The organism is Halomonas campaniensis (assembly GCF_002211105.1).
Lineage (GTDB): Bacteria > Pseudomonadota > Gammaproteobacteria > Pseudomonadales > Halomonadaceae > Vreelandella > Vreelandella campaniensis_A.
Genome location: NZ_JPUA01000034.1, coordinates 294696 through 314992 on the forward strand (window position 1 = coordinate 294696; position 20297 = coordinate 314992).

At 52.2% G+C, this 20297-nt stretch carries 16 protein-coding genes; 10 read left to right on the plus strand and 6 right to left on the minus strand.

The annotated features are described in order from the left end of the window. Together JI62_RS13875 and JI62_RS13880 are read left to right on the plus strand one after the other, a co-directional pair. On the plus strand, nt 1–2212 hold a 2212-nt coding region (locus JI62_RS13875; protein WP_240513249.1), incomplete at its 5' end, for an efflux RND transporter permease subunit. Nucleotides 2213–2250: 38 nt separating this feature from the next. After that, nucleotides 2251–3765, plus strand: a complete 1515-nt coding sequence (locus JI62_RS13880) for an MFS transporter (protein WP_088700717.1) — start codon at nt 2251–2253, stop codon at nt 3763–3765. A gap of 155 nt (nt 3766–3920) precedes the next feature. Here the strand turns inward: JI62_RS13880 and JI62_RS13885 are convergent, their stop codons facing one another. Continuing rightward, the gene (locus tag JI62_RS13885) at nt 3921–4856 is read right to left on the minus strand and encodes a LysR family transcriptional regulator (RefSeq protein ID WP_088700718.1); all 936 of its coding nucleotides are present in this window, start codon (nt 4854–4856) and stop codon (nt 3921–3923) included. A 172-nt stretch (nt 4857–5028) separates the two neighbouring features. Between JI62_RS13885 and JI62_RS13890 the strand changes: the two genes are divergently transcribed. From JI62_RS13890 to JI62_RS13905, 4 genes are all read left to right on the plus strand, one after another. After that, a complete protein-coding gene (locus tag JI62_RS13890) occupies nt 5029–6153 on the plus strand; it encodes a M20 family metallopeptidase (RefSeq protein ID WP_088700719.1) in 1125 nt (374 codons plus the stop codon). 70 nt (nt 6154–6223) lie between these two features. Next, on the plus strand, nt 6224–7618 hold the full coding sequence (locus tag JI62_RS13895; RefSeq protein ID WP_205737524.1) for a YfcC family protein: 1395 nt from the start codon (nt 6224–6226) through the stop codon (nt 7616–7618). A gap of 187 nt (nt 7619–7805) precedes the next feature. After that, the gene (locus JI62_RS13900; protein WP_088700721.1) at nt 7806–8987 is read left to right on the plus strand and encodes a M24 family metallopeptidase; all 1182 of its coding nucleotides are present in this window, start codon (nt 7806–7808) and stop codon (nt 8985–8987) included. A gap of 53 nt (nt 8988–9040) precedes the next feature. Next, nucleotides 9041–10456: a YfcC family protein gene (locus JI62_RS13905; RefSeq protein ID WP_088700722.1), complete on the plus strand. Its 1416-nt coding sequence runs from the start codon at nt 9041–9043 to the stop codon at nt 10454–10456. Here JI62_RS13905 and JI62_RS13910 read toward each other — a convergent pair. Further along, nucleotides 10453–11382, minus strand: a complete 930-nt coding sequence (locus JI62_RS13910) for a LysR family transcriptional regulator (protein WP_088700723.1) — start codon at nt 11380–11382, stop codon at nt 10453–10455. The two genes, JI62_RS13905 and JI62_RS13910, sit on opposite strands and share 4 nt — an antisense overlap. A gap of 251 nt (nt 11383–11633) precedes the next feature. Next, nucleotides 11634–12152, minus strand: a complete 519-nt coding sequence (locus tag JI62_RS13915) for a cupin domain-containing protein (RefSeq protein WP_088700724.1) — start codon at nt 12150–12152, stop codon at nt 11634–11636. Between the two features lie 231 nt (nt 12153–12383). Between JI62_RS13915 and JI62_RS13920 the strand changes: the two genes are divergently transcribed. Both JI62_RS13920 and JI62_RS13925 read left to right on the plus strand, forming a co-directional pair. Further along, entirely contained in the window at nt 12384–13583 is a 1200-nt protein-coding gene (locus JI62_RS13920; RefSeq protein WP_088700725.1) for a multidrug effflux MFS transporter, read from the plus strand. 292 nt (nt 13584–13875) lie between these two features. After that, nucleotides 13876–16002 carry a TonB-dependent siderophore receptor gene (locus JI62_RS13925; protein ID WP_088700726.1) on the plus strand — a complete coding sequence of 709 codons (2127 nt, stop codon included), beginning with the start codon at nt 13876–13878 and terminating at the stop codon, nt 16000–16002. 81 nt (nt 16003–16083) lie between these two features. Here the strand turns inward: JI62_RS13925 and JI62_RS13930 are convergent, their stop codons facing one another. Beyond that, nucleotides 16084–16380, minus strand: a complete 297-nt coding sequence (locus JI62_RS13930) for a DUF1330 domain-containing protein (RefSeq protein ID WP_088700727.1) — start codon at nt 16378–16380, stop codon at nt 16084–16086. Nucleotides 16381–16459: 79 nt separating this feature from the next. Continuing rightward, nucleotides 16460–17008 (minus strand): hypothetical protein, encoded by a 549-nt coding sequence (locus tag JI62_RS13935; RefSeq protein WP_088700728.1) that lies wholly within the window; start codon nt 17006–17008, stop codon nt 16460–16462. A 193-nt stretch (nt 17009–17201) separates the two neighbouring features. Between JI62_RS13935 and pip the strand changes: the two genes are divergently transcribed. After that, the gene (pip, locus tag JI62_RS13940) at nt 17202–18152 is read left to right on the plus strand and encodes a prolyl aminopeptidase (protein WP_088700729.1); all 951 of its coding nucleotides are present in this window, start codon (nt 17202–17204) and stop codon (nt 18150–18152) included. Here the strand turns inward: pip and JI62_RS13945 are convergent. After that, the gene (locus tag JI62_RS13945; protein ID WP_088700730.1) at nt 18149–19330 is read right to left on the minus strand and encodes an AAA family ATPase; all 1182 of its coding nucleotides are present in this window, start codon (nt 19328–19330) and stop codon (nt 18149–18151) included. The genes pip and JI62_RS13945 overlap by 4 nt on opposite strands. 465 nt (nt 19331–19795) lie before the next feature. Here JI62_RS13945 and JI62_RS22650 point away from each other — a divergent pair, with 465 nt between their 5' ends. After that, entirely contained in the window at nt 19796–19966 is a 171-nt protein-coding gene (locus JI62_RS22650; protein ID WP_170938555.1) for a hypothetical protein, read from the plus strand. Nucleotides 19967–20297: the final 331 nt, after the last annotated feature.

The window sequence follows — 20297 nt, forward strand, 5'->3', positions numbered from 1 at the left end:
TGCTGTCCGCACGTCGGAAAGTGTGCAGGCGCGTTTGGCTGAGTTAAACCAGGCGCTACCCGCGGGCATGAGCTCATCGATCCCCTTTAATACGGCCCCGTTCGTTAAGGTTTCTATCGAGAAGGTCATCCATACCCTCATCGAGGCGATGGTACTGGTCTTCCTGGTGATGCTGCTGTTTCTACAGAACATCCGTTACACGCTGATTCCCGCACTGGTCGCGCCGATTGCGTTGTTGGGAACCTTCACGGTGATGCTGCTGGCAGGCTTCTCAATCAACGTGTTGACGATGTTTGGCATGGTGTTGGCGATTGGCATCATCGTCGATGACGCTATCGTGGTGGTCGAGAACGTTGAGCGCATCATGGCCAAAGAGGGATTGTCGCCAAAGGACGCCACCATCAAGGCGATGAAGGAAATTACTGGCGCGGTGGTGGGCATCACCCTGGTGTTGACGGTGGTGTTTATCCCGATGGCCTTCTCGAGTGGCTCGGTGGGCGTGATTTACAAGCAATTCGCGCTGGCGATGGTGGTATCGATTCTGTTCTCGGCGTTTCTGGCGTTAACGCTAACACCTGCGCTATGCGCGACCCTTCTCAAACCCATTAAGCCGGGGCACCACGACAAAGGCGGTTTCTTCGGCTGGTTCAACCGGGCGCTTAACCGTATGACCGCCCGTTACGAATCGCGTGTGGGGCGGCTCGTCGCCCGCAGCGGTCGGTTCATGCTGGTGTTTGTGGTCATTGCAGGCGTGCTGGTGTTCGCTTTTCGCCAGTTGCCTTCGGCTTTTCTGCCGGAAGAAGATCAAGGTTATTTTATGACCAGTATCCAGTTGCCCGCCAATGCGACCACCGAGCGTACCTTGGATGTCGTCAAGGCGTATGAGGAGTACGTCATGGCGCGCCCTGCCGTAGACGGCAATATGTCTATTTTGGGCTTCGGGTTCTCTGGGTCTGGCGCGAATACAGCGCTGACGTTCACCACGCTAAAGGATTGGGGGAAGCGCGACGGCGCCACGGCGTCGAGTGAAGCGGAAGTAGCTCAGGCAGCCATGAGTCAATTGAACGAAGGGACGGTGATGAGTATGTTGCCGCCTGCCATTGATGAATTGGGCACCAAGTCCGGCTTTACGATGTTCTTGCAGGATCGACGCAACCAGGGGCCGGCCGCCCTCAAGGATGCCGAGACAACGCTGCTTGAACTGACGGCGCAGAGCCAGGTAGTCAGCGACGTCTATTCCGACGGTCTACCGGAAGGTGCAAGCATTCGTCTTGATATTGATCGCCAGAAAGCCGAAGCGCTCGGCGTGTCGTTTGCCAACATTAGCGAAATCCTATCTACCGCGATGGGGTCGTCCTACATCAACGATTTCCCGAATGAGGGGCGGATGCAGCAGGTGATTATGCAAGCGGATGCGTCGGCACGCATGCAGGTTGACGACGTGCTCAAGCTGCACGTGCGAAATAGCAGGGGCGGCATGGTGTCCCTGTCAGAGGTGGTGACTCCGGTGTGGGACGAAACTCCGCTACAAATGGTGCGCTACCTGGGCTATCCCGCCACCAGCATTTCCGGCAGTGCGGCGGCGGGGGCCTCCACGGGTGACGCCATGGCTGAAATGGAGCGTCTGGCGCAGCAACTTCCCCCCGGTTTCGCAGTGGCCTGGACGGGGCAGTCCCTTCAGGAGCGCCAGTCCGCTGCTCAGGCACCCATGCTGGTGGCGCTATCTATCCTGGCGGTGTTTCTGGTGTTGGCCGCTCTATATGAGAGCTGGACGATTCCGCTGTCGGTCATCCTGGTTGTGCCGCTGGGGTTGCTGGGGGCGGTGGCTGCTATGTTGCTGCGTGACCTGCCTAATGATGTTTTCTTCAAAGTCGGTATGGTCACCGTGATCGGACTGTCGGCGAAAAACGCGATCCTGATCGTTGAGTTCGCAAAACAGTTGCGTGAGCAAGGTAAAGGGCTGATGGAGGCCGCGGTGGAAGCCGCTAGCCTGCGCCTGCGCCCGATTCTTATGACCTCACTCGCTTTCGGCTTAGGGGTGGTGCCGTTGATGGTTGCGTTTGGCGCCAGTGCCAAAACCCAGCATGCGATAGGCACGGGCGTTTTCGGCGGCATGGTTAGCGGAACGCTTCTGGTAATTCTCTTTGTTCCGGTGTTCTTCGTTTTCGTGATGGGCCTTCAGGAGCGCGTTAATGGCCGGCGAGCCTCATAACGGGAAGTTATATCCATTATTCAGGAGTTAAGTGGCTAATGCTTGCTGCTATCCCACAACGGTGGCTGGTTCTGTTTGCCGTCATGCTGGCGTTCCTGCCTGTTGTCATCGATATGACGATTCTGCACGTCGCGGTACCGGTGCTGACGCCAGCGCTAGGTGCCACTGGCACCGAAGTGCTGTGGATCATCGATATTTATCCGCTGCTGATGGCGGGCCTGCTGGTGCCGATGGGCACGCTGGCTGACCGAGTTGGTACGCGCCGTGTGCTGCTGACCGGGCTCTTGGTGTTCGGAGTGGCGTCACTACTGGCGGCATTCTCGACGACACCCGCCATGTTGATCGGTGCTCGAGTGCTGCTCGCCATGGGCGGATCGATGATCATGCCCTGCGTTCTGGGTGTTATCCGCAAAACCTTCGAAGACGAGCGCGAGCGTGCGATGGCGCTTGGCTTATGGGGAACGGTGGGGGCCGCAGGTGCGGCTGTGGGCCCATTGATTGGTGGTGCCTTGCTTGAGCATTACTGGTGGGGCTCGGTATTCCTGATCAATGTGCCGATCATGCTAGTGGTGGTGGCGGTCGTCTATGGTCTGTTGCCGCGCCGCGAGGCAACGACACCAGGCAAGTGGTCTTTCGGCCAGGCGTTGATTTTGCTTGTTGGCATTATCTCGGTGGTCTACGGCATCAAGTCCGGGATGGGAGCAGGGCAGCCACTATGGCGTGCAGGGTTGGTGCTCTTCTTGGGGTTAGCGATGCTGGCCTGGTTTACACGTATCCAGTTGCGTTCGGCGGTACCGATGCTGGACTTATCACTCTTTCGCCATCCGGCCATTGTCGTAGGTATGGTGATGGCGCTAGTGGCCTCCGGCGCACTGGCAGGGGTCGAGCTGACGCTGGCGCAAGAGCTGCAATATGTGTTGGGCAAGACACCGCTGCAGGCCGGTCTGTTCATGGTGCCGATCATGGCGGCGGCTGCCATCGGTGGGCCCGTTGCAGGTTACCTGTCCAACCGATTTGGCTTACGGCTGGTGGCCAGTATGTCGATGGCGTTAGCGGCAGCCGCGTTGGGCTACTTGGCGCAGGCTGACTTCCACGCGCCTGACTGGACAGTGCCAACAGCCCTGGCCGTACTGGGGCTAACCTTGAGCATTGGCCTGACCGCTTCCTCGATTGCCATCATGGGGGCAGTGGATGCCAGTAAAGGAGGAGCAGCAGGCTCTTTGGAAGCCACCGGCTACGAATTGGGCAGCGGGCTCGGCATCACCCTGTTTGGGGTTTTCATGGCGAGCGTCTATACCAGCACTATTGTACTGCCCCCACACTTGGAGCCAGCCCTCGGTGCACAGGCAGCGCGCTCAATGAGCGACAGCATCGTTGTGGCACAAGGGCTGGCTGCAGATCAGGCGGATGCACTCATCATGGCCGCAAAGGAGGCGTTCTCCACCACGCACTCGATCCTGCTAACAGCTGCTGCGACTCTCATCGCCTTGCTGTCGGTGGTGGTTTTTCTGATGCTGGGTAGCCACCCAGAAAAGGTGGGTGCGCACGAGTGATGTTGGTTGGGCACTGGTGCATCCATGCGGTACTAGCCCTGGTGTTAGCTGTCAAGGTAGGCGTGGTGGGTTGCCTTGGCGGCCTCATATGGCGGCATTACTGGACGCGCAAAACTTCCCAAATTTAACGAGTGAAAGCGCTACCTGATTTAAGCTCAGCGTTTCCCGGCAGACTGTGATTGCATTGAGCTTGCGAGTACTTTCCACAGGTGTTCAGCGGCAGGAGTGAATCTTCTTCCTTGGCTACGGATGAGGTGGCAGGTAGCGGTATGCGATAAAGGGTGCTCGACAGGGATCGCAACAATATCACCACGATCCACCAATGGACGGGCAGATTGCCGCGTCATGAAGGCAATACCTAGACCTGATATTGCGAGGGCAATAGCCGTTGAAAAATGATTGCACTGGTAAGCGGGCAGGGGGGCTAGGTGATGGCTGCTGAACATCTCATTAATGTACTGTTGGATGCCGAATTGTTCAGCCATAAAGATCAATCGCTGGGAGGCCAGGATTTCAAGCGTAATAGCTTCAAGGCCTGCCAAAGTATGATGTGGCGGCACTATGGCGCATATGGGGCCGCGGTTAAAACTGCGAACCATGACCGGAGGATCGCCTAATGGACCAAAGCTGATCGCCATGTCCACTTTGCCCCGTAGCATCATGTTGATTGTTTCACTCATGTTGCCAGAGTGAATATCGACAAACACATCAGGGTAATCTGCACTGAACTGTTGGAGAGGCCCTTCCACAAATTCACTGATCATACCCTGCCCGACCCGTAGGCTGACACTGCCTCGACGCAAGTGGCGCATATCCTGCAGTGTCTCGGCTAACTGACGCCGCCGATAGAGCATTTCTCGGTGGTGCTCAATCAGTAGCTTTCCCGCCTGGGTCACCGCGACGTTCCTTCCCTGTTTTTCGAGCAAGGGAATTTGCAGGTGGCGCTCAAGCAGTGCTATTTGACGGCTGATGGCCGAAGGGTTGACGCCGACTGACTCGGCAGCCGCTCTAATCCCCCCTTGGAGGGCAACCTCGTAAAGGTAAGCCAGTCGATGTTCGGTAATACCCTGGTCTATGCGTTGTTGCACCATTCTCTCTATCCTTCACCTGCTTCTTAACCGTTGCTTTGAACGCAACGATTCGGCTGCGCGCTTCTTATTCTTTCCTTGTTACGCCCCTCACATACTGACCGTGCGCTTAATAGCACAACGTTGTTTTGGGTTGCTGCTGTTTAGAGGCTGTCATTCTTACTTGAGAGGCTATATGAATACCCTTCACGCTTATCTGCAAGAGCATCAGCGTTCTATTCTCGATGATATTGAAGCGTTGGTACGTGCTGAATCGCCATCCCATGATAAAGCCGCGGTAGACGCCTGTGGTCAATTGTTGCGCCAGTTATTTCAAGAACGGCTCCAATGTCAGGCGGAAACGTTCCCACAAACTGAAAAGGGCGATCATCTTGGCTTCACGCTAGGAGAGGGAGATCGTCAAATTCTTATTTTGGGGCATTTCGATACTGTTTGGGATATCGGTCGGCTCGCTATCCGCTGTGAGAAGGACAAGTTTTACGGTCCCGGCATTCTGGATATGAAAGCCGGTATTGTTCAAGCCATTTGGGCTGTCAAAGCACTCGTTGAGCTTGATGCGCTTCCCAATGCCCGTATTCGTTTTCTATGTACCAGTGACGAGGAGCTAGGTAGCCCTACTTCGCGGCAACGCATTGAGACGGAGTCGATGGCTAGCGATGTGGTGCTGGTGGTTGAACCTGCCACGGCGAATGGCAGCGCTTTGAAAACGGCACGTAAAGGCTCGGGACGCTTTTATATGCATATAACAGGTAAAGCGGCTCATGCGGGCAATAACCCTGAAGAGGGGGTGAGTGCAATTGAGGAGTTGTCCCACCAAGTTCAGTACTTACATAGCCTGGCCGACGCCCGGCTGGGAACCACAGTGAATGTTGGGATGGTACGTGGCGGTGGCCCGTTGAATGTTGTGCCTGAGAAAGCCGAGTTAGGCATTGATGTTCGGGTAACGACGCTGGAAGAAGCCGAGCGACTCTACAATGCCATTTATCAAAGTACCCCATTTCATCCCAGCGTAACGCTAACCGTGAGCGGTGACATGACGCGCCCGCCGATGGAACGCACACATGCTACGGCTCGTTTGTTTGAACTTGCCCAGCATGCTGCTGGTGAATTCGGCATTGAGCTTACGGAGGCCTCGGTAGGCGGAGGAAGCGACGGCAATTTCGCTGCAGCCAAAGGTATTCCCACCCTGGATGGGCTGGGGGCAACCGGCGCTGCCCCCCATGCGGAATATGAGCATATTGAAATAGCCTCCATTGTACCGCGTGCGGCAATCCTGGCGGCGCTGATACGGGAGGTCTGATAAGCCATTCTGCCGTTTATCAGTCTGTTTAATAAATAACTATATGAATAAATATTCAGGAAATTTCAACGTGAAAACTAGATCAACGCAAAGAATGGCCATGCCCGATGCCTTTGTGATTCTGTTTGGGTTATTACTAGTGGCTTGGCTATTAAGTTTCTTTATTCCCTCGGGCCAGTTTGAGCGAACCACAGAGGGGCGACCTACGGTTATTCCCGGCAGCTTTCATCTGGTGGAGTCTAGCGCCCTTAATTTTTTCGATATTTTTCTTTCTATTCAGAATGGTTTTATCAGCTCAGCAAACCTCATTGCTTTAGTGCTGGTAATGGGCGGCGCGATTGCTGTCGTTGAGTCCACTGGCGCGATCAATGCCGGTATCAAAAGCTTGGTTGATAAAGCCCGGGGACGTAAATATCTGCTTGCGATTGTGGTGTCTTTTGTATTTGGCGTGGTATCTGCCATTGGCGTTGGGTCGAATGCCGTCATTGCCTTTATTCCGCTGGGTATCGTGTTGGCTCGAGCGCTTAAGTTAGATGCGATTGCGGGAATAGCCATTGTCTATCTGGGCTATTTCTCCGGCTCAGCGGCTGCTGTTTTCGATCCTATTACGCTGGGGATTGCTCAATCCATAGCAGGGCTACCGCTATTTTCTGGCGCGCCGCTTAGGGTGGCGCTATTTTTCGTGCTGCTGGCAGTGACAATTGCTTATGTGTGTCGGTATATCAAACGCATTAGCGATGATCCCGCCCGTAGTTTGATGGGGAATCAGCCCTTTAGCACTGAAGCCATTGGATCCGATGATGAGAACTTAACGTTTGCGCGCCGGCATCTGGTCATTTTAAGCTTCTTTGTTGCCTGCCTGGCGGTTTTTATTTATGGCTCTTTAGGGTTGGGGTGGGGCGTTAATGAGCTTTCAGCCATCTTTATGATCAATGGGATAGGAAGCGCTGCGCTCGCTCGCTTCTCGCCTAATGAGTTTGTGCAAATATTCATGAAGGGTGCCAAAGGTATGCTATATGGTGCCTTTATTATTGGCATCGCCAAAGGCATTACGGTGCTAATGGCCGAGGGGATGATTCTTGATACGGTAGTGAATTCAATTTTTGTGCCCTTGAGTACGCTTCCCTCCATGTTGGGTGCGCTTGCTGTCTTTGTATTCAATCTCTTTTTCAACTTTCTGGTGCCTTCTGGGAGCGGTCAGGCAGCGGTGGTAATGCCGATTTTGACGCCGCTTGCGGATATGCTCGATATCACTCGGCAAACGGCGGTGATTGCCTTCAAGCTTGGCGACGGGATCACCAATATTATTACGCCGACATCGGGTGTGCTGATGTCTGTGCTCGCTGTGGGCGGCGTACCATGGAGTAACTGGGTGCGTTTCGCGTTTCCGTTGGTATGCCTCTGGACGCTAGTGGGCATCGCCTTTGTCGTTATCGCGGTGTTGATTAACTACGGGCCGTTCTAAACAGGTGTAGGAATACGTCTGTCAGCATTGCCATATATTGGCCATAAATAGCCAAGCTGTTCAAATTGAGCGGCTTGGCCAACAATCAATGATATTTATAAAATATCGAATGACATTTATATAGTATTTTACCCTCACATGAGGGCGCTGGTAGCTTCCTGAAGTGGTTAACTCAGGAGCTAGTAATATGATTTTAGAAATTTCTGTTTCAGAAATTAAATCCAGGCAAGAAAAGTTTTTAACCAACCTTAAAAATAATCACTGCGATGCAGCGTTGCTTTTTAGTGTTACTGATATTTTTTATCTTACAGGATTTAATTTCCGTCCCTCAGAAAGACCAATTGCTCTTATTGCAGATGCGCAGGGCGTTTTCAGCTTATTTGTGCCACGCATGGAGGTAGAGCATGCACAAGAATACGCCGTTATCAGCACCACTTACGATTATCCTGAGTACCCCGGCACTACCCATCCGATGGAGTATCTTAAAAAGGTACTTCAGGATAAAAGCTTTGATTCTTTAAGTGTTGGTCTTGATGCTGAGGGATATGGATCAGCAAAGGGCTATGCGGGACCGTCAATTACTTCTCTGATCACGTTTGCTAGCAAGGTGTCTATCAAGGGACTCGTTGAAGAGCAGCGCTATATTAAATCATCAGCGGAAATAGAGCTGATTAAAGAGTCGGCACGATGGGGAAATTTGGCGCATAGTTTGCTGGCTAAGTATACCCATACGGGCGGTCGCGAAATGGAAGCGGAAAGCCGTGCCACCCAGGAAGCGACCAAAGCGATGTTTGAAACCCTGGGGGCCGGATATCGGCCCTACGGATCTCCCGCGCATGCATTTTATCGTGGTCAGATTGGCCCGCATTCGGCTTTCCCACACTCGCAAAACCAGAACGCTATGTTCAAAAAAGGATTCAATGTTGTCTCGCAGGCGGCCTGTGATGTTTGGGGCTATAAGAGCGAACTTGAACGCACCATGTTTATTGAAGAAGCAACAAAAGAGCAAGAAACATTCTTCAATCATATGTACGAAGCGCAGGAAGTTGCTTTTAGAACTATCAAGCCGGGTGTTCCCGCTTCGAAAGTAGAAGAAGAGGTGCAGCGGTACTTTAAGGATCACGGCTTGACGCAATATGTTAAACATCATACCGGCCATAACATGGGACTTTTAAATCACGAGGCGCCGTTTTTCGACCTGGGGGATCACACTCTGCTTGAACCTGGGATGGTCTTTTCCGTTGAGCCGGGACTGTATGTCGATGGCCTGGGAGCTTTCCGGCACTCCGACACTGTTGTGGTAACAGAAACGGGTATGGATATGATCACTTACTTTCCAAGAGACTTCGAGTCACTGATCATCGGTTAATTATCAGTAGGGTGAGGCTTTTTGCTTGCTCTTATAAGTTTTAGGGAGGGAAAATGAAAAAAATAGACCCGTATACCTCAGCTGTTAAAAAGAAAAAAAATATACCTGACTCCTATGTCATCCTGTTCGCAATGCTAATTATTGCATCAATAGCGACGTGGTTCATTCCTGCAGGCAGCTTTGAGCGTACAACAGAAAGTGGCACTGCTATGGTGGTGCCAGGTAGCTATGAATCGTTGCCGGCAAGCCCCACAACGCCCTATGATTTTTTTCTTTCGATACAGTCTGGGCTGATCGATTCTGCCAGCATTATTTTTCTAGTTCTGACCATTGGCGGCTCGTTCGCCATCCTTGATCACACAGGTGCCATTCAGGGTGGCATTATGAAACTGATCAAGAAAACACAGGATAAAAAATATGCGTTAATAGTTGTGGTCTCTATCGCTTTTTCGGCCGCGGGGTTTATTGGCGCGTTGCAAACGGCTGTGATTGCATTTATTCCCATCGGGATCATTATCGCGAGAGCCTTTAAGTTAGATGCGGTAGCAGGCGTGGCGATTATTTACCTGGGAGCATACGCAGGCTACACGATTGGTGGTTTGGATCCCATTACCACCGGGTTTGGTCAGGAGATCGCGGGGCTCCCTATTTTCAGCGGCCTATGGTTCCGTTTTGCTGTCTATCTCTGCATTTTAGCGTCGACGATCGCCTATCTCTGTCATTACATTTCCAAAGTATCGAAAGATCAAAGTAAATCCGTGCTAGGTGCTATACCTTTTCCAACAGAGGTTGAGAATTCTCACTCCATCTCCGACGAGTTCACACGTAAACACAAGGTAATATTGGGATACTTTTCGACTTGTATGGTTGGCTACGTGGTGGGGGTGTTTAACCTTGGCTGGGGGCTGCATGAAATGGCTGCGCTGTTTCTGGTTATAAGTCTGGGTACCGCCGCCATTGAAAGAGTACCCGCAAATCAGTACGTGAACCTGTTCATCAAAGGCGCGCAAGGAATGCTCTACGCTGCATTGATCGTTGGCCTTGCCAGGGCAATTGTGGTCGTACTTGAAAATGCTTACGTCCTGGACACCATTGTTAATTCGATTGCGGTGGTGCTTGAGCCATTACCGAATGTGTTAGCTGCATTAGGCATGTACGGGTTCAATCTGGCGTTCAATATCATCATTAGCTCTGCCAGCGGTCAGGCGGCCATTGTTGTACCCGTAATGGCGCCACTAGCAGACACCATCGGTTTGACCCGGCAAGTTGCCGTGCTGGCTTATAACTTTGGCGATGGTTTTACTAACATTATTACCCCCACGTCTGGGATTTTAATGGCCAGTATTGCGATCGGTGGGGTTCCATGGCTCAAATGGCTTAAGTTCGTGATCCCTTTACTGTTAATCTGGATAGCCATTGGGGCTGTGGCGCTAAGTACTGCGGTAGCCATCAACCTAGGCCCTTTTTAAGAAAGCAGATTAGACTCAGGCACGGTCAGTTTTTCGATCGTGCCTTCATGTATCTTCGTTTCAATGTACTGAATAAAGAAACGTGCCGTATCAGTCAATAAATTGGAATTCCACGCCATTGAGCTGATCTTTTTCACATCTGAATTAATCGCCTTGTACACCACATGGTCATTTTTTATGTAGGTAGCCGAGTAGGGAAGTAGCGTGACACCCATTTCGGCGGCTACGAGAGCCACCAGTGTTTGCTGCTCTTGAGCTGTTTGAATGACATTGGGCTTGAAGCCCTGATTCTTACATAGGGCCATTATCGCATCATAGTATCCGTGACCAGCTTCGCGTGGTGTCATTACCCAGTTTTCATCACTGAGTTCACTGACGTCGACCACCTGGCTAGTCGTCGCTAGTGAATGGCTTTTAGGAAGACAGGCCACGAAGCGCTCTTCTAGTATCGTGATATTGTCTATTCGTTTGTCTGCGATAGGAGAGACAAGAAATCCAATATCAATTGTTCCATGTATTAAGCCGATAAGCTGATTGTGAGTGGTAAGTTGTTGTAAACTTATGTCGACACCTGGATGACTTCTTTTAAAGTCTTTAACGACAGATGGAATCAAGTGAAATGACATAGTGCCACTAAATCCGATTGAAATAGACCCCTCCTTGCCTTGTGCTATTCTTTGCGTAAAGGCTATTTCCTTATCCAGAGTGGCAATGCACTTTCTCGCTGCTTCGAGAAAATGCTGACCCGCTGGTGTGATGCGGACTTCCTTGTTGTTCCTAATAAGAAGCTGAACACCGATTTCTTCTTCAAGGTTTTTTATCTGATTACTTATGGGGGGTTGCGATATGTTAAGTAATTTAGCCGCTCGTCCGAAGTGAAGTTGCTCGGCGACGACAATATAATATCTTAAGTGCCTGAGTTCCATGAGCTCCCTTTAGCGCTGGTTTTGAATTATTTAAATAGTCTGTTGTGTTGAGAAAGAAACCGCGATTTTATGTGAAGGAAAATAGTATAAGCGCAAACCATAAAGCCATGTTAGTAATATATTCGGCTGTTTCCTAAAGGGTTGATTATACCGTTAAAGAACTTCAGGTTTAGCGCTATGTTATGCATCAATAGTTCCCAGCTAGCCAAAAAGCCAATCAATCGACGAGCTTGGCAGTAGCCTTCCACCTGCTAAGAGCCTTCCCGCCACAGTTCCGCTAGTGACCCACCTACCGGCGAATCCTCAGGTAAGGCCACGGCAGCCACTCGTTCTTGTGCCGCCGCAAGCTGTGCGGGGTCGCCGCGCTCTATTTTCGGCTCTTGGAGGGGTGGGTAGGCGCCTACCATGCAGAAGTCATCGTCCGCCTCCAGGCTGGCATGCCCAACTCCCGCTGGCAGCACCAGCACATCGCCTGGGTAAAGCATCAGCTCCTGGCCGTTAGGGCCACCTAGCCGTGCCCGTGCCTGTCCGCGGAAGATGCCCAGTGCTTCATGGGCGGTGGAGTGAAAGTGGTCAAAGTCATACAGGTGATAGCGCCACGCAGGGGGCCAGCCGTGGCGTTTGAACATGCTTTCAAAGGCATCGGCCCGCTCCTCTGCATTGCTGATATCGAGAACCTGGCGATAAATCAGCACCGGTAGAGGGGAGTTGGGGTAGCCGGTCGCTGCATCGCTGTCGAGATGAAGCCGCTCTGGCTGTTGGGTAGACATCCTTGCCTCCTCATTTCTCGTTGGGGTGTGCTTTCAGCATGGTTTTAAGCTTGGTTTTAAGAATAGTTTTTAATGCATGGTCGAGCAAACCGATAACAAACTGGCTAGGTGTTTAGTCGATTACCGCCCCGCAGCCTACCCCCTCATTTTCTATTCGATTGCCTTGATGGCATCAGTCGGTATCATATCGTGGGTGTTGTCCATCATTACGCCCTTTATCCGCGAGTTTCTATGACCCAATCTAAAACGCCCTTCATTGTGGTGCTGAGCCTGGCAATGACCATGATGCTGGGCCCGTTTTCCATGGACACGTACCTGCCGGCCTTTCCGGTCATTGGTGAATCGCTGGGGATTTCTCAGCAGGCGGTATCGTTGAGTGTTTCGGTGTATGTGTTTGCGTTGGCGTTGGGTCAGTTGATCGGCGGTGCGCTTTCGGATCGCTTCGGCCGTCAGCGGGTGCTGATGAGCGGGCTGGCGATTTTTGCGCTCTCAAGCATTGTCATTGGTATGGCGGATTCCTTGAACACCCTGCTCGGCGGGCGGGCAATTCAGGCTATTGGCGCCGGTTTGACTCTGGTTTCGGTACCGGCGTTAGTGCGCGACCGAGTGGCGGGCCGCGACGCCGCGAAGCTGTTCTCGATGATGGGCTTTATCATGGTGCTGGCGCCTGGAATCGCTCCGAGCGTAGGCAGCGCGATTCTGGCGCTGGGTTCCTGGCACTATATCTTTTTCGCCTTGGCGGTATACGCGGTGCTGCTGGTGCCGTTGCTGGTGCGGGTGATTTTTACCGGCACGGGCAAGGTGTCTCGCGCGAAGAGCCCTCAAATGAGCCTGCTGGCGCGCTATAAACTGGTGCTGTCGACCAAGTCGGCCCTGCCGTTCATCGTTTGGCAGGCCGCCTCTTTTTCTACCCTGATGATGTTCATCACCTATGCGTCATTTATCTATCAGGGGCATTTCGGCCAGTCTCCTTCAAGCTTTTCAATGCTGTTTGCGGCGAATATCGTCGCGATGCTTATCTTCAACATTCTCAATCGAGTGTTGCTTTCCAGGCTACCGTCACTGCGTATCCTGCAGTTGGCAACGGGCTGTCAGGCAGTGGGCATACTATTGCTGGTGATGGCGGCTTTCATGGAGTGGCCGCTGTACGCCTTCCTGGCCGCCATGATGCTGACCATCGGTTCGATAGGGGCGATCTCGCCGAATATTCAGGCCTGCTTTTTGGAGTTCTTTCCCACCAGCAGTGGGACGGCCGCAGCGCTGCTGGGTGCCGCCCAGTTCGGCATCGCTGGGATTCTGAGCGCATTGTCTGCCTTGCTGCCGCATACGCTTGAAGCGATTATCCTGGCCATGGCTGCCTGTGGCTCGGTGGCGTATCTGATGCTTGCCCGCTCTATCATCAAAGGGCGTGCCGCTGTCGAGGCACACTGAGCCAGGCCACACTCCTTTGTCAAAAGCCCCGTGTTTTGGATAACACGGGGCTTTTTTTGTTTGTTGATCAGATGCCGCTGGTACACAAGCGCTGCATATATAGGACGGGTAGTCGGCTAGTGCACGACCTCATACGTGTATTGCAATCATGAAATAAAGTTCAAAATAAATGATTATGATTTGTGTTATTACTATTGACTAGGTGCTGCCACCTTTGGATACTCTCACGGCCTTTCAAAAGAGAACCACAAGGCGAGCAGGGCAGGTTTATTCATTTCAAGGGATCTTCAACATGACTGATAGCAGTAGCACAGTCCGGCGCAACGCAAGTCGGGTACGGTGGCAGCAGACCACTACCGCCATTCTGTGCGGCACGACGCTGGTGACTATCCCCATACTCGGGAACGCTCAGGAAACCGGCGAAGGCAGTGACGATAACGAGGGATATCGCCTCGCCCCCATTATCGTCAATGCCCAGGCCTACGCTGATGATGATGCCAATTCGATAGTAGCTCAGGAGCTTTGGGTGGGTGGTAAGGTCGCCACCAGTATTCTTGATACACCTGCCTCCGTGTCGGTCATTACTGAGAAAGAGATTGAGCAGCGCAACGCCTCTACCACCGAGGAAGTGCTGCAATATACCCCCGGCGTCCTCACCGATTATTACGGCACTGATGACCGTAACGACTATTTCAAGATCCGCGGATTCGAGGCCACCACCTACCGTGATGGGCTGACGCTTGGCTCAATGCGCGGAGTACGTGAGGAGCCCTACGCTTTCGAGCGTGTCGAGGTATTGCGGGGGGCCAACTCGACTCTGTTTGGCCCGGCGGATCCAGGTGGCTCGGTCAACTTCGTGAGCAAGCGGCCACGGTTTGAGCGTTTTGGGGAAGGCTATCTCTCCTACGGTTCATTCGACGCCAAAGAGGCCGGTGTTGATGTGGGTGACACGCTGAACGCTGACGAGACAGTGGCCTACCGCTTTACCGGCACTATCCGAGACAGCGACCGCGAATACGATCACTCCAAAGACAACAATGGTTTCTTGATGGGGGGATTGGCCTGGGAGCCGACGGAGTACACTTCCGCAAGCGTTATCTTCGATTACTTGAAGCGTGACGACACCCCCAACAGCGGTGGTTATCCGCTCGACCGGGAGTATGACCGCAGCGACTTCTTCGGCGAGCCTGGCTTCAACTATCATGATGTCGAGCGTACCAGCCTCACCGGGCAGCTCACCCATGATTTCAACAACGGCCTGACGCTGCGCGGTAACCTGCGTTACAGCGACCTGACCGACGATTTCGGCTACGTCTATATCACTGACTCTGCGGCGCGAGTTGGCAGCGTGGTGGATCGCGACTATTTTGGTACCGACAACGAAGCTCAGGAGTTGATCGGCAACGCTATCCTGCAATACGACGCCCGCTTTGATCAGGTCGATAGCAGCACGCTTGTGGGTGTCGAGTACCGCGATGCTTCCACCGAAGACAGTTCGTTTTACGGCGATGCGACCTCCATTGATATCGCAAATCCTGTCTTTAGCGGTGCCCCCAGTAGCCTCAACGTCTATAGCAGCAACAAGCAGGACTTCACCACTGAGTCGGTCTTCCTGACCCAGAATTTGTCCTTCTATGACCGATTCATTGTGACAGCGGGTGTGCGCAACGACTCGATGGATGTCTCAAGCACCAACATGGCGGGTGTTACCGATTCCGATGACTTCTCTGAGACCTCACTTCGTGGTGCACTGACCTATCGGGTCACCGATGAAATTTCCACCTATGTCAGCATGGTGGAGTCGGTCGCACCGCCCACGATTGGCATCGATCCTGAACGGGGCGAGCAGTACGAAATTGGTGCGAAATATTCCCCCTTTGGTACCAATGCGCTGTTTTCGGCGGCCATCTATGACCTAACCAGGGACGACGTCACCATCTCGGTTGTCCAGGACAATGGCGTTATCGAGCGGGAAACCGTGGGTGAGTCCCGCGTACGGGGTCTTGATCTGGAAGCGAAGGCTGAGTTGACCGATAGCTTTAGCGTGGCCGGTGGTTACTCCTATATGGAGTCGGAAGTGGTACGCGACAGCAACGCAGACAGAGAGGGTAACGAGTTCACCGCAGCACCCAAACATACGGCGTCGCTGTGGGGCTACTATACCTTGCCAAGCCAGGATATGAGTATTGGCCTCGGCGCCCGTTACATTGGCTCCTACTACTTTGATGTCGCTAATACGTCCAAGAGCAGTGCGGCAACGCTGTTTGATGCAGCTTTCAGCTACCAGCTCACTCAGGACGCCGACCTAGCCGTCAATGTCAGCAACTTGCTCGACGAGCAGCACGTGGTCGGTTCAAGCACCGCCGATTACTATAATCCGGGTCGCGAAATCAGCGCGAAAGTGAGCTATCGCTGGTGATGTAATTCCGTCTATACCCCAAAGGTAAAGCAACGGCAAAACGCCCCGACTTGAACATTCAAAGCGGGGCGTTTTTGGTATTTAGGCTTCTGTGAGGCCATCAACGATAAAAACGCGGTAGTCGGCGCCCTGGAAGCGGTGCTTGCGGGCTTCCTGGTAGGCGGGGCTTTCATACCAGGCGCGTGCAGCGGCCATATCAGGGAAGCGTAGAATGACCGCTCCTTCCATTGCGCTACCTTCCAGTACTTCAAAATCGCCATAAAAAGCCAGTGGCTGTGGGTCGTGGCCTTCACGGGCGGCTTTTGCCTTCTCGCCGTAGCGCTCCATTTCCTGGGCGTCGTGGGTGTGTTCGCGAGTCAGTACGACATAAGCGGGCATTCATTTCTCCTGATGTCATCATTAAGCAATCCACTAGAGCATATCACCGCCCACCAGCGGAGCCACATTAGAAAGAGTGTTATTCAGCTTTACCGCGAATATCTTGAGTAGGCACTTCGTACTCCGGTTTAGCCGCTGGCTCAATCAAGATGGCTTTTTCAAACTTCTCATTTTCCAGAGCCGCCAAGGCGATTTCATAGCAATCGTCGATATGGCTGTTACCCATGTACTTCATGGCGGTAAAGCTAATGCTGCCTGCCACGGCGCTGCCGACGAAGGGCACGAACTTAGCAACACCTTTTGCTGCTACTTTGCCTGCCATCTTATTTAGCAGCATCACAATAAGCTTTCTGGTGATGTATTTACCGGCCATCTTACTGCCGGTATTGGAAATGACCGTCATCACAAATAGCTTGGATTCAGTATCCAGGCTGTCGATCTGCTCAGGCGTTAAGCCAAATTTTTCATTAATTTTGGGAATTAACCGCATCAAAATGGCGACGTCTGAGCCAATATCTAACCCAGGTACTGGGATGATGGCGGTACCCGCAGAAAGGCCCGAGCTTTTAGTGACCATCGAATGACACGACTTACGGATGGCGTCGAGTTCTTCTATTGATTCAATCATGATGAGATCCTTTCATTTATTGCCTGATTGATCTAGTGCTGGCTGTACCACTTCCAGGTTCACTTCCTTCCCTGGATACTAACATTCCCGACCACTCTTCGACGTCATTTGAGAATCGCCTGTAGTAAAGTCGTCGGCGAAGGTAAAAGTGTCAAACGGTATTTGGAAAGGTGAACTGAAGCGGGAGGCTTGAATGACGAACTTGAGAACCCTATACCCACCGATCGAACCCTATGAAACAGGCATGATCAATGTAGGGGATGGCCATACGGTCTATTTTGAGCGTGTGGGCAAACCGGGCGGTAAGCCTGCGGTATTTCTGCATGGTGGCCCCGGCGGTGGGATTTCGCCTGATCACCGACGTCTGTTTAACCCTGAGTGCTACGACGTTCTTCTCTTTGACCAGCGTGGCTGTGGACGTTCAGAGCCCCATGCCAGTATCGAAGCCAATACTACGTGGCATTTAGTCGAAGACATCGAGAGGCTACGTGAGCATGTTGGCGTAACCCAGTGGATGGTTTTTGGCGGCTCTTGGGGTTCTACCCTGGGCCTTGCCTACGCCCAGGCGCATCCTGAACGTGTCAGTGAGTTGATTTTGCGAGGCGTCTATACGGTCACTCAGGCAGAGATAGATTGGTACTATCAGTTTGGTGTGTCTGAAATGTTCCCCGATAAGTGGGCGGCGTTTCAGGCGCCTATTCCTCAAGCAGAGCGACACGATATGGTGGCCGCCTACCATCGTCGTTTGATGGGGGACGACCCTATCGTTCAGCTTGAAGCGGCGAAGGCCTGGACGATATGGGAGGGGGAAACCATCACTCTTTTACCAGACCCTGCCTTAACGGCTCCCTATAGAGAGGGGCATTTTGCCTTAGCCTTTGCGCGGTTAGAGAACCACTTCTTTACTCACAAAGCCTGGCTGGAAGAAGGGCAGTTGCTTGCTAACGCCGATCAACTAAAAGGTATTCCCGGCGTTATCGTTCATGGTCGTTATGATATGCCATGCCCCGCTCGTTATGCGCTGGCACTGCATAACGCTTGGCCAGAATCCCAATTCCATTTGATTGAAGGTGCAGGGCACGCCTGGAGCGAACCCGGCATTCTCGACCAGTTGATACGCGCGACAGATCGCTTTGCTTCTTAATCCAACCACTGCCAGGGCGGTGCGTCCAGCCACCCCTGGCCCAGGATGGTCGTCTCGCCAAACTCTTTATCCAGCGCGATAGAGTTACAGGCCTGATCTTGTTCCAGTGTCGCCACTAAGCGTGGCGCGTGGGAGACCACCCACACCTGGGTTTCCCGCGATGCACGGATAATCAGGCGGCCCAAGGCGGGAAGCAAATCCGGATGTAGACTGGTTTCTGGCTCATTCAACACTAGCAAGGAAGGCGGCCTGGGTGTAAGCAGCGCCGCCACCAGCAACAGGTAGCGAAGCGTGCCGTCTGAGAGTTCGGACTGGTTTAAGGGGCGCAACAGCCCCTTTTGTAGAAACTGCAGTAGAAAGCGATTCCCAGCGTCGGCTTCAAAATTAATAGTGGCGCCGGGAAAAGCATCTTCAATCGCCTCGTACAACGCTTCTCTGTCGCCAATCTCGTGGATGGTTCGTAATGCGGCCACTAGACTGTGGCCATTGTGATCCAGCACCGGGGTGCGGGTACCTATCTGTGGTGTGCGGATAATAGATTGCGGGTCGGTTCGGAACTGATCATAGAAACGCCAACTACGAATAGTTTGTCGAACCGCATGAACCTCAGGCACGGCGATGGGGTCACTGATTTCGTTTAAAATGCTTTCGTGGCTATTAAGGTGGGCGTTGTAAACCTGCCATTTACGGCCAACACGCACTTTCACCACTGATCCGACTCGGTCGATCAGGCAACTGCTGGGTCGGCAAACATCGCCTGCCCAAATGCATTCCCGTTTTATTTCGGGGTCGAACTGGAACATTGATGGGTCTTGGTAGCCCGCAAAGCCCTGAGGTGCGGGCATCCCCAATGAAATGGCGTAGCCGAAATCTTCACCCACAAAACCCAGCCTAAGCCGGGGGCTGTTTTTCTTAGCAGAGCCCTCAATGGCAGCGGAGCCCTCTCTCATGTCTTTGGTGAGTTTTTCCGGGCCAGCCCAGAAGGTGTAATCAAGCCCGCCCTCTTGAGCAATCGATGAGATAAGATTGCCTTTGGCTGTTTCTGCCAATAATCGCAGCGCTTTGTATAGGTTGGACTTGCCGCACCCGTTGGGCCCCGTCACTACATTGAGACTCGACAGGGGAGAAACAATTTTTTTCAGGCTGCGGTAGTTGGATACGGCAAAGGTGTTGATCATAGGCTCTGCGGCGTTGGGGCTGGCTGCTCTGAGCAGCGTGAAAATAACAGTTTAGCCCCAAATGCCCCCTCACTAGAAGACATCGATAGCTGGAGATCTTAAGTGCCAATTGAGAGGCGGAATGTTCATATCCTCGATTTCGGTAAGGGTTTTGGTCGGCAGTTGCCTTTATTCTGTACTAGCTGTCTGACGAGAGTTTCATGCGGGCATCACTTCTTCTCAGTATTAAAAGATTCCCGGAAATATACCGAAAGACTGGATCAGGCAAGAACGAAAGAGTATTTGGCATTCTGATCCGTTCATTTTGAATCTATCATTCATGTGCTGATGAAGCGACTAGCAAGCCAAGCCTTCTTCTCTAAAAGAGCTAATTAACTCATATGTAGGAAATTAGAGGGGAAGCGATCCATGAGGTTGCTTTTAGCTCAGTAGGTTGATCGAATAGTTAAACGTAAGGAGTAAATCATGAAGCTTTTAAATGCGGCCTTAATCATTGCGTTACTGCTTTCTTCAGGCGTAGCACTTGCTGAAAGAGGCTCGGATGAAGATAACAGGGTTGTTTATTCTGGATCGACATCTACAGATAGCGGTAACCAGGACATTCCGGCCTCCCAGGTGCTTTCTGACAACCCATAAATCGAGCTAAATAGCTCAGTTGTAGGTAGTGTTTTTTGAAGTAACTTAAAGTCATTGAAACTGCTCCGTGGCATGTGGATTTTAAATTAATCACATGTCACAGGGTTGGTCGAGTGATGGCTGGTTATTTAAGGGTAAGGAGTAAATTATGAAGATTTTAAATGCAGTCTAAATTGTTGCCTTAGTGCTTTTATCAGGTGCAGCATCCGTTGAGAGAGGTTTCGCTGAAGATAAAGAGATTGTTTGTCTCGAGTCAATGTGTTCGCAACAAGCGAAAGGAGTTTTCATTATCTGAAACGCTGGTTATAAACCTTTAAGCGAACTATTGATT

Bases quoted from the DNA above. Each gene is read 5' to 3' on its own strand.
- JI62_RS13930 (WP_088700727.1), bottom strand. From the start codon at position 16,380: ATGCCCGCTTATGTCGTACTGACTCGCGAACACACCCACGACGCCCAG.
- JI62_RS13900 (WP_088700721.1), top strand. From the start codon at position 7,806: ATGATTTTAGAAATTTCTGTTTCAGAAATTAAATCCAGGCAAGAAAAG.
- JI62_RS22650 (WP_170938555.1), top strand. From the start codon at position 19,796: ATGAAGCTTTTAAATGCGGCCTTAATCATTGCGTTACTGCTTTCTTCA.
- JI62_RS13880 (WP_088700717.1), top strand. From the start codon at position 2,251: ATGCTTGCTGCTATCCCACAACGGTGGCTGGTTCTGTTTGCCGTCATG.
- JI62_RS13890 (WP_088700719.1), top strand. From the start codon at position 5,029: ATGAATACCCTTCACGCTTATCTGCAAGAGCATCAGCGTTCTATTCTC.
- JI62_RS13920 (WP_088700725.1), top strand. From the start codon at position 12,384: ATGACCCAATCTAAAACGCCCTTCATTGTGGTGCTGAGCCTGGCAATG.
- JI62_RS13925 (WP_088700726.1), top strand. From the start codon at position 13,876: ATGACTGATAGCAGTAGCACAGTCCGGCGCAACGCAAGTCGGGTACGG.
- JI62_RS13935 (WP_088700728.1), bottom strand. From the start codon at position 17,008: ATGATTGAATCAATAGAAGAACTCGACGCCATCCGTAAGTCGTGTCAT.
- JI62_RS13905 (WP_088700722.1), top strand. From the start codon at position 9,041: ATGAAAAAAATAGACCCGTATACCTCAGCTGTTAAAAAGAAAAAAAAT.
- JI62_RS13945 (WP_088700730.1), bottom strand. From the start codon at position 19,330: ATGATCAACACCTTTGCCGTATCCAACTACCGCAGCCTGAAAAAAATT.
- JI62_RS13915 (WP_088700724.1), bottom strand. From the start codon at position 12,152: ATGTCTACCCAACAGCCAGAGCGGCTTCATCTCGACAGCGATGCAGCG.
- JI62_RS13910 (WP_088700723.1), bottom strand. From the start codon at position 11,382: ATGGAACTCAGGCACTTAAGATATTATATTGTCGTCGCCGAGCAACTT.
- pip (WP_088700729.1), top strand. From the start codon at position 17,202: ATGACGAACTTGAGAACCCTATACCCACCGATCGAACCCTATGAAACA.
- JI62_RS13885 (WP_088700718.1), bottom strand. From the start codon at position 4,856: ATGGTGCAACAACGCATAGACCAGGGTATTACCGAACATCGACTGGCT.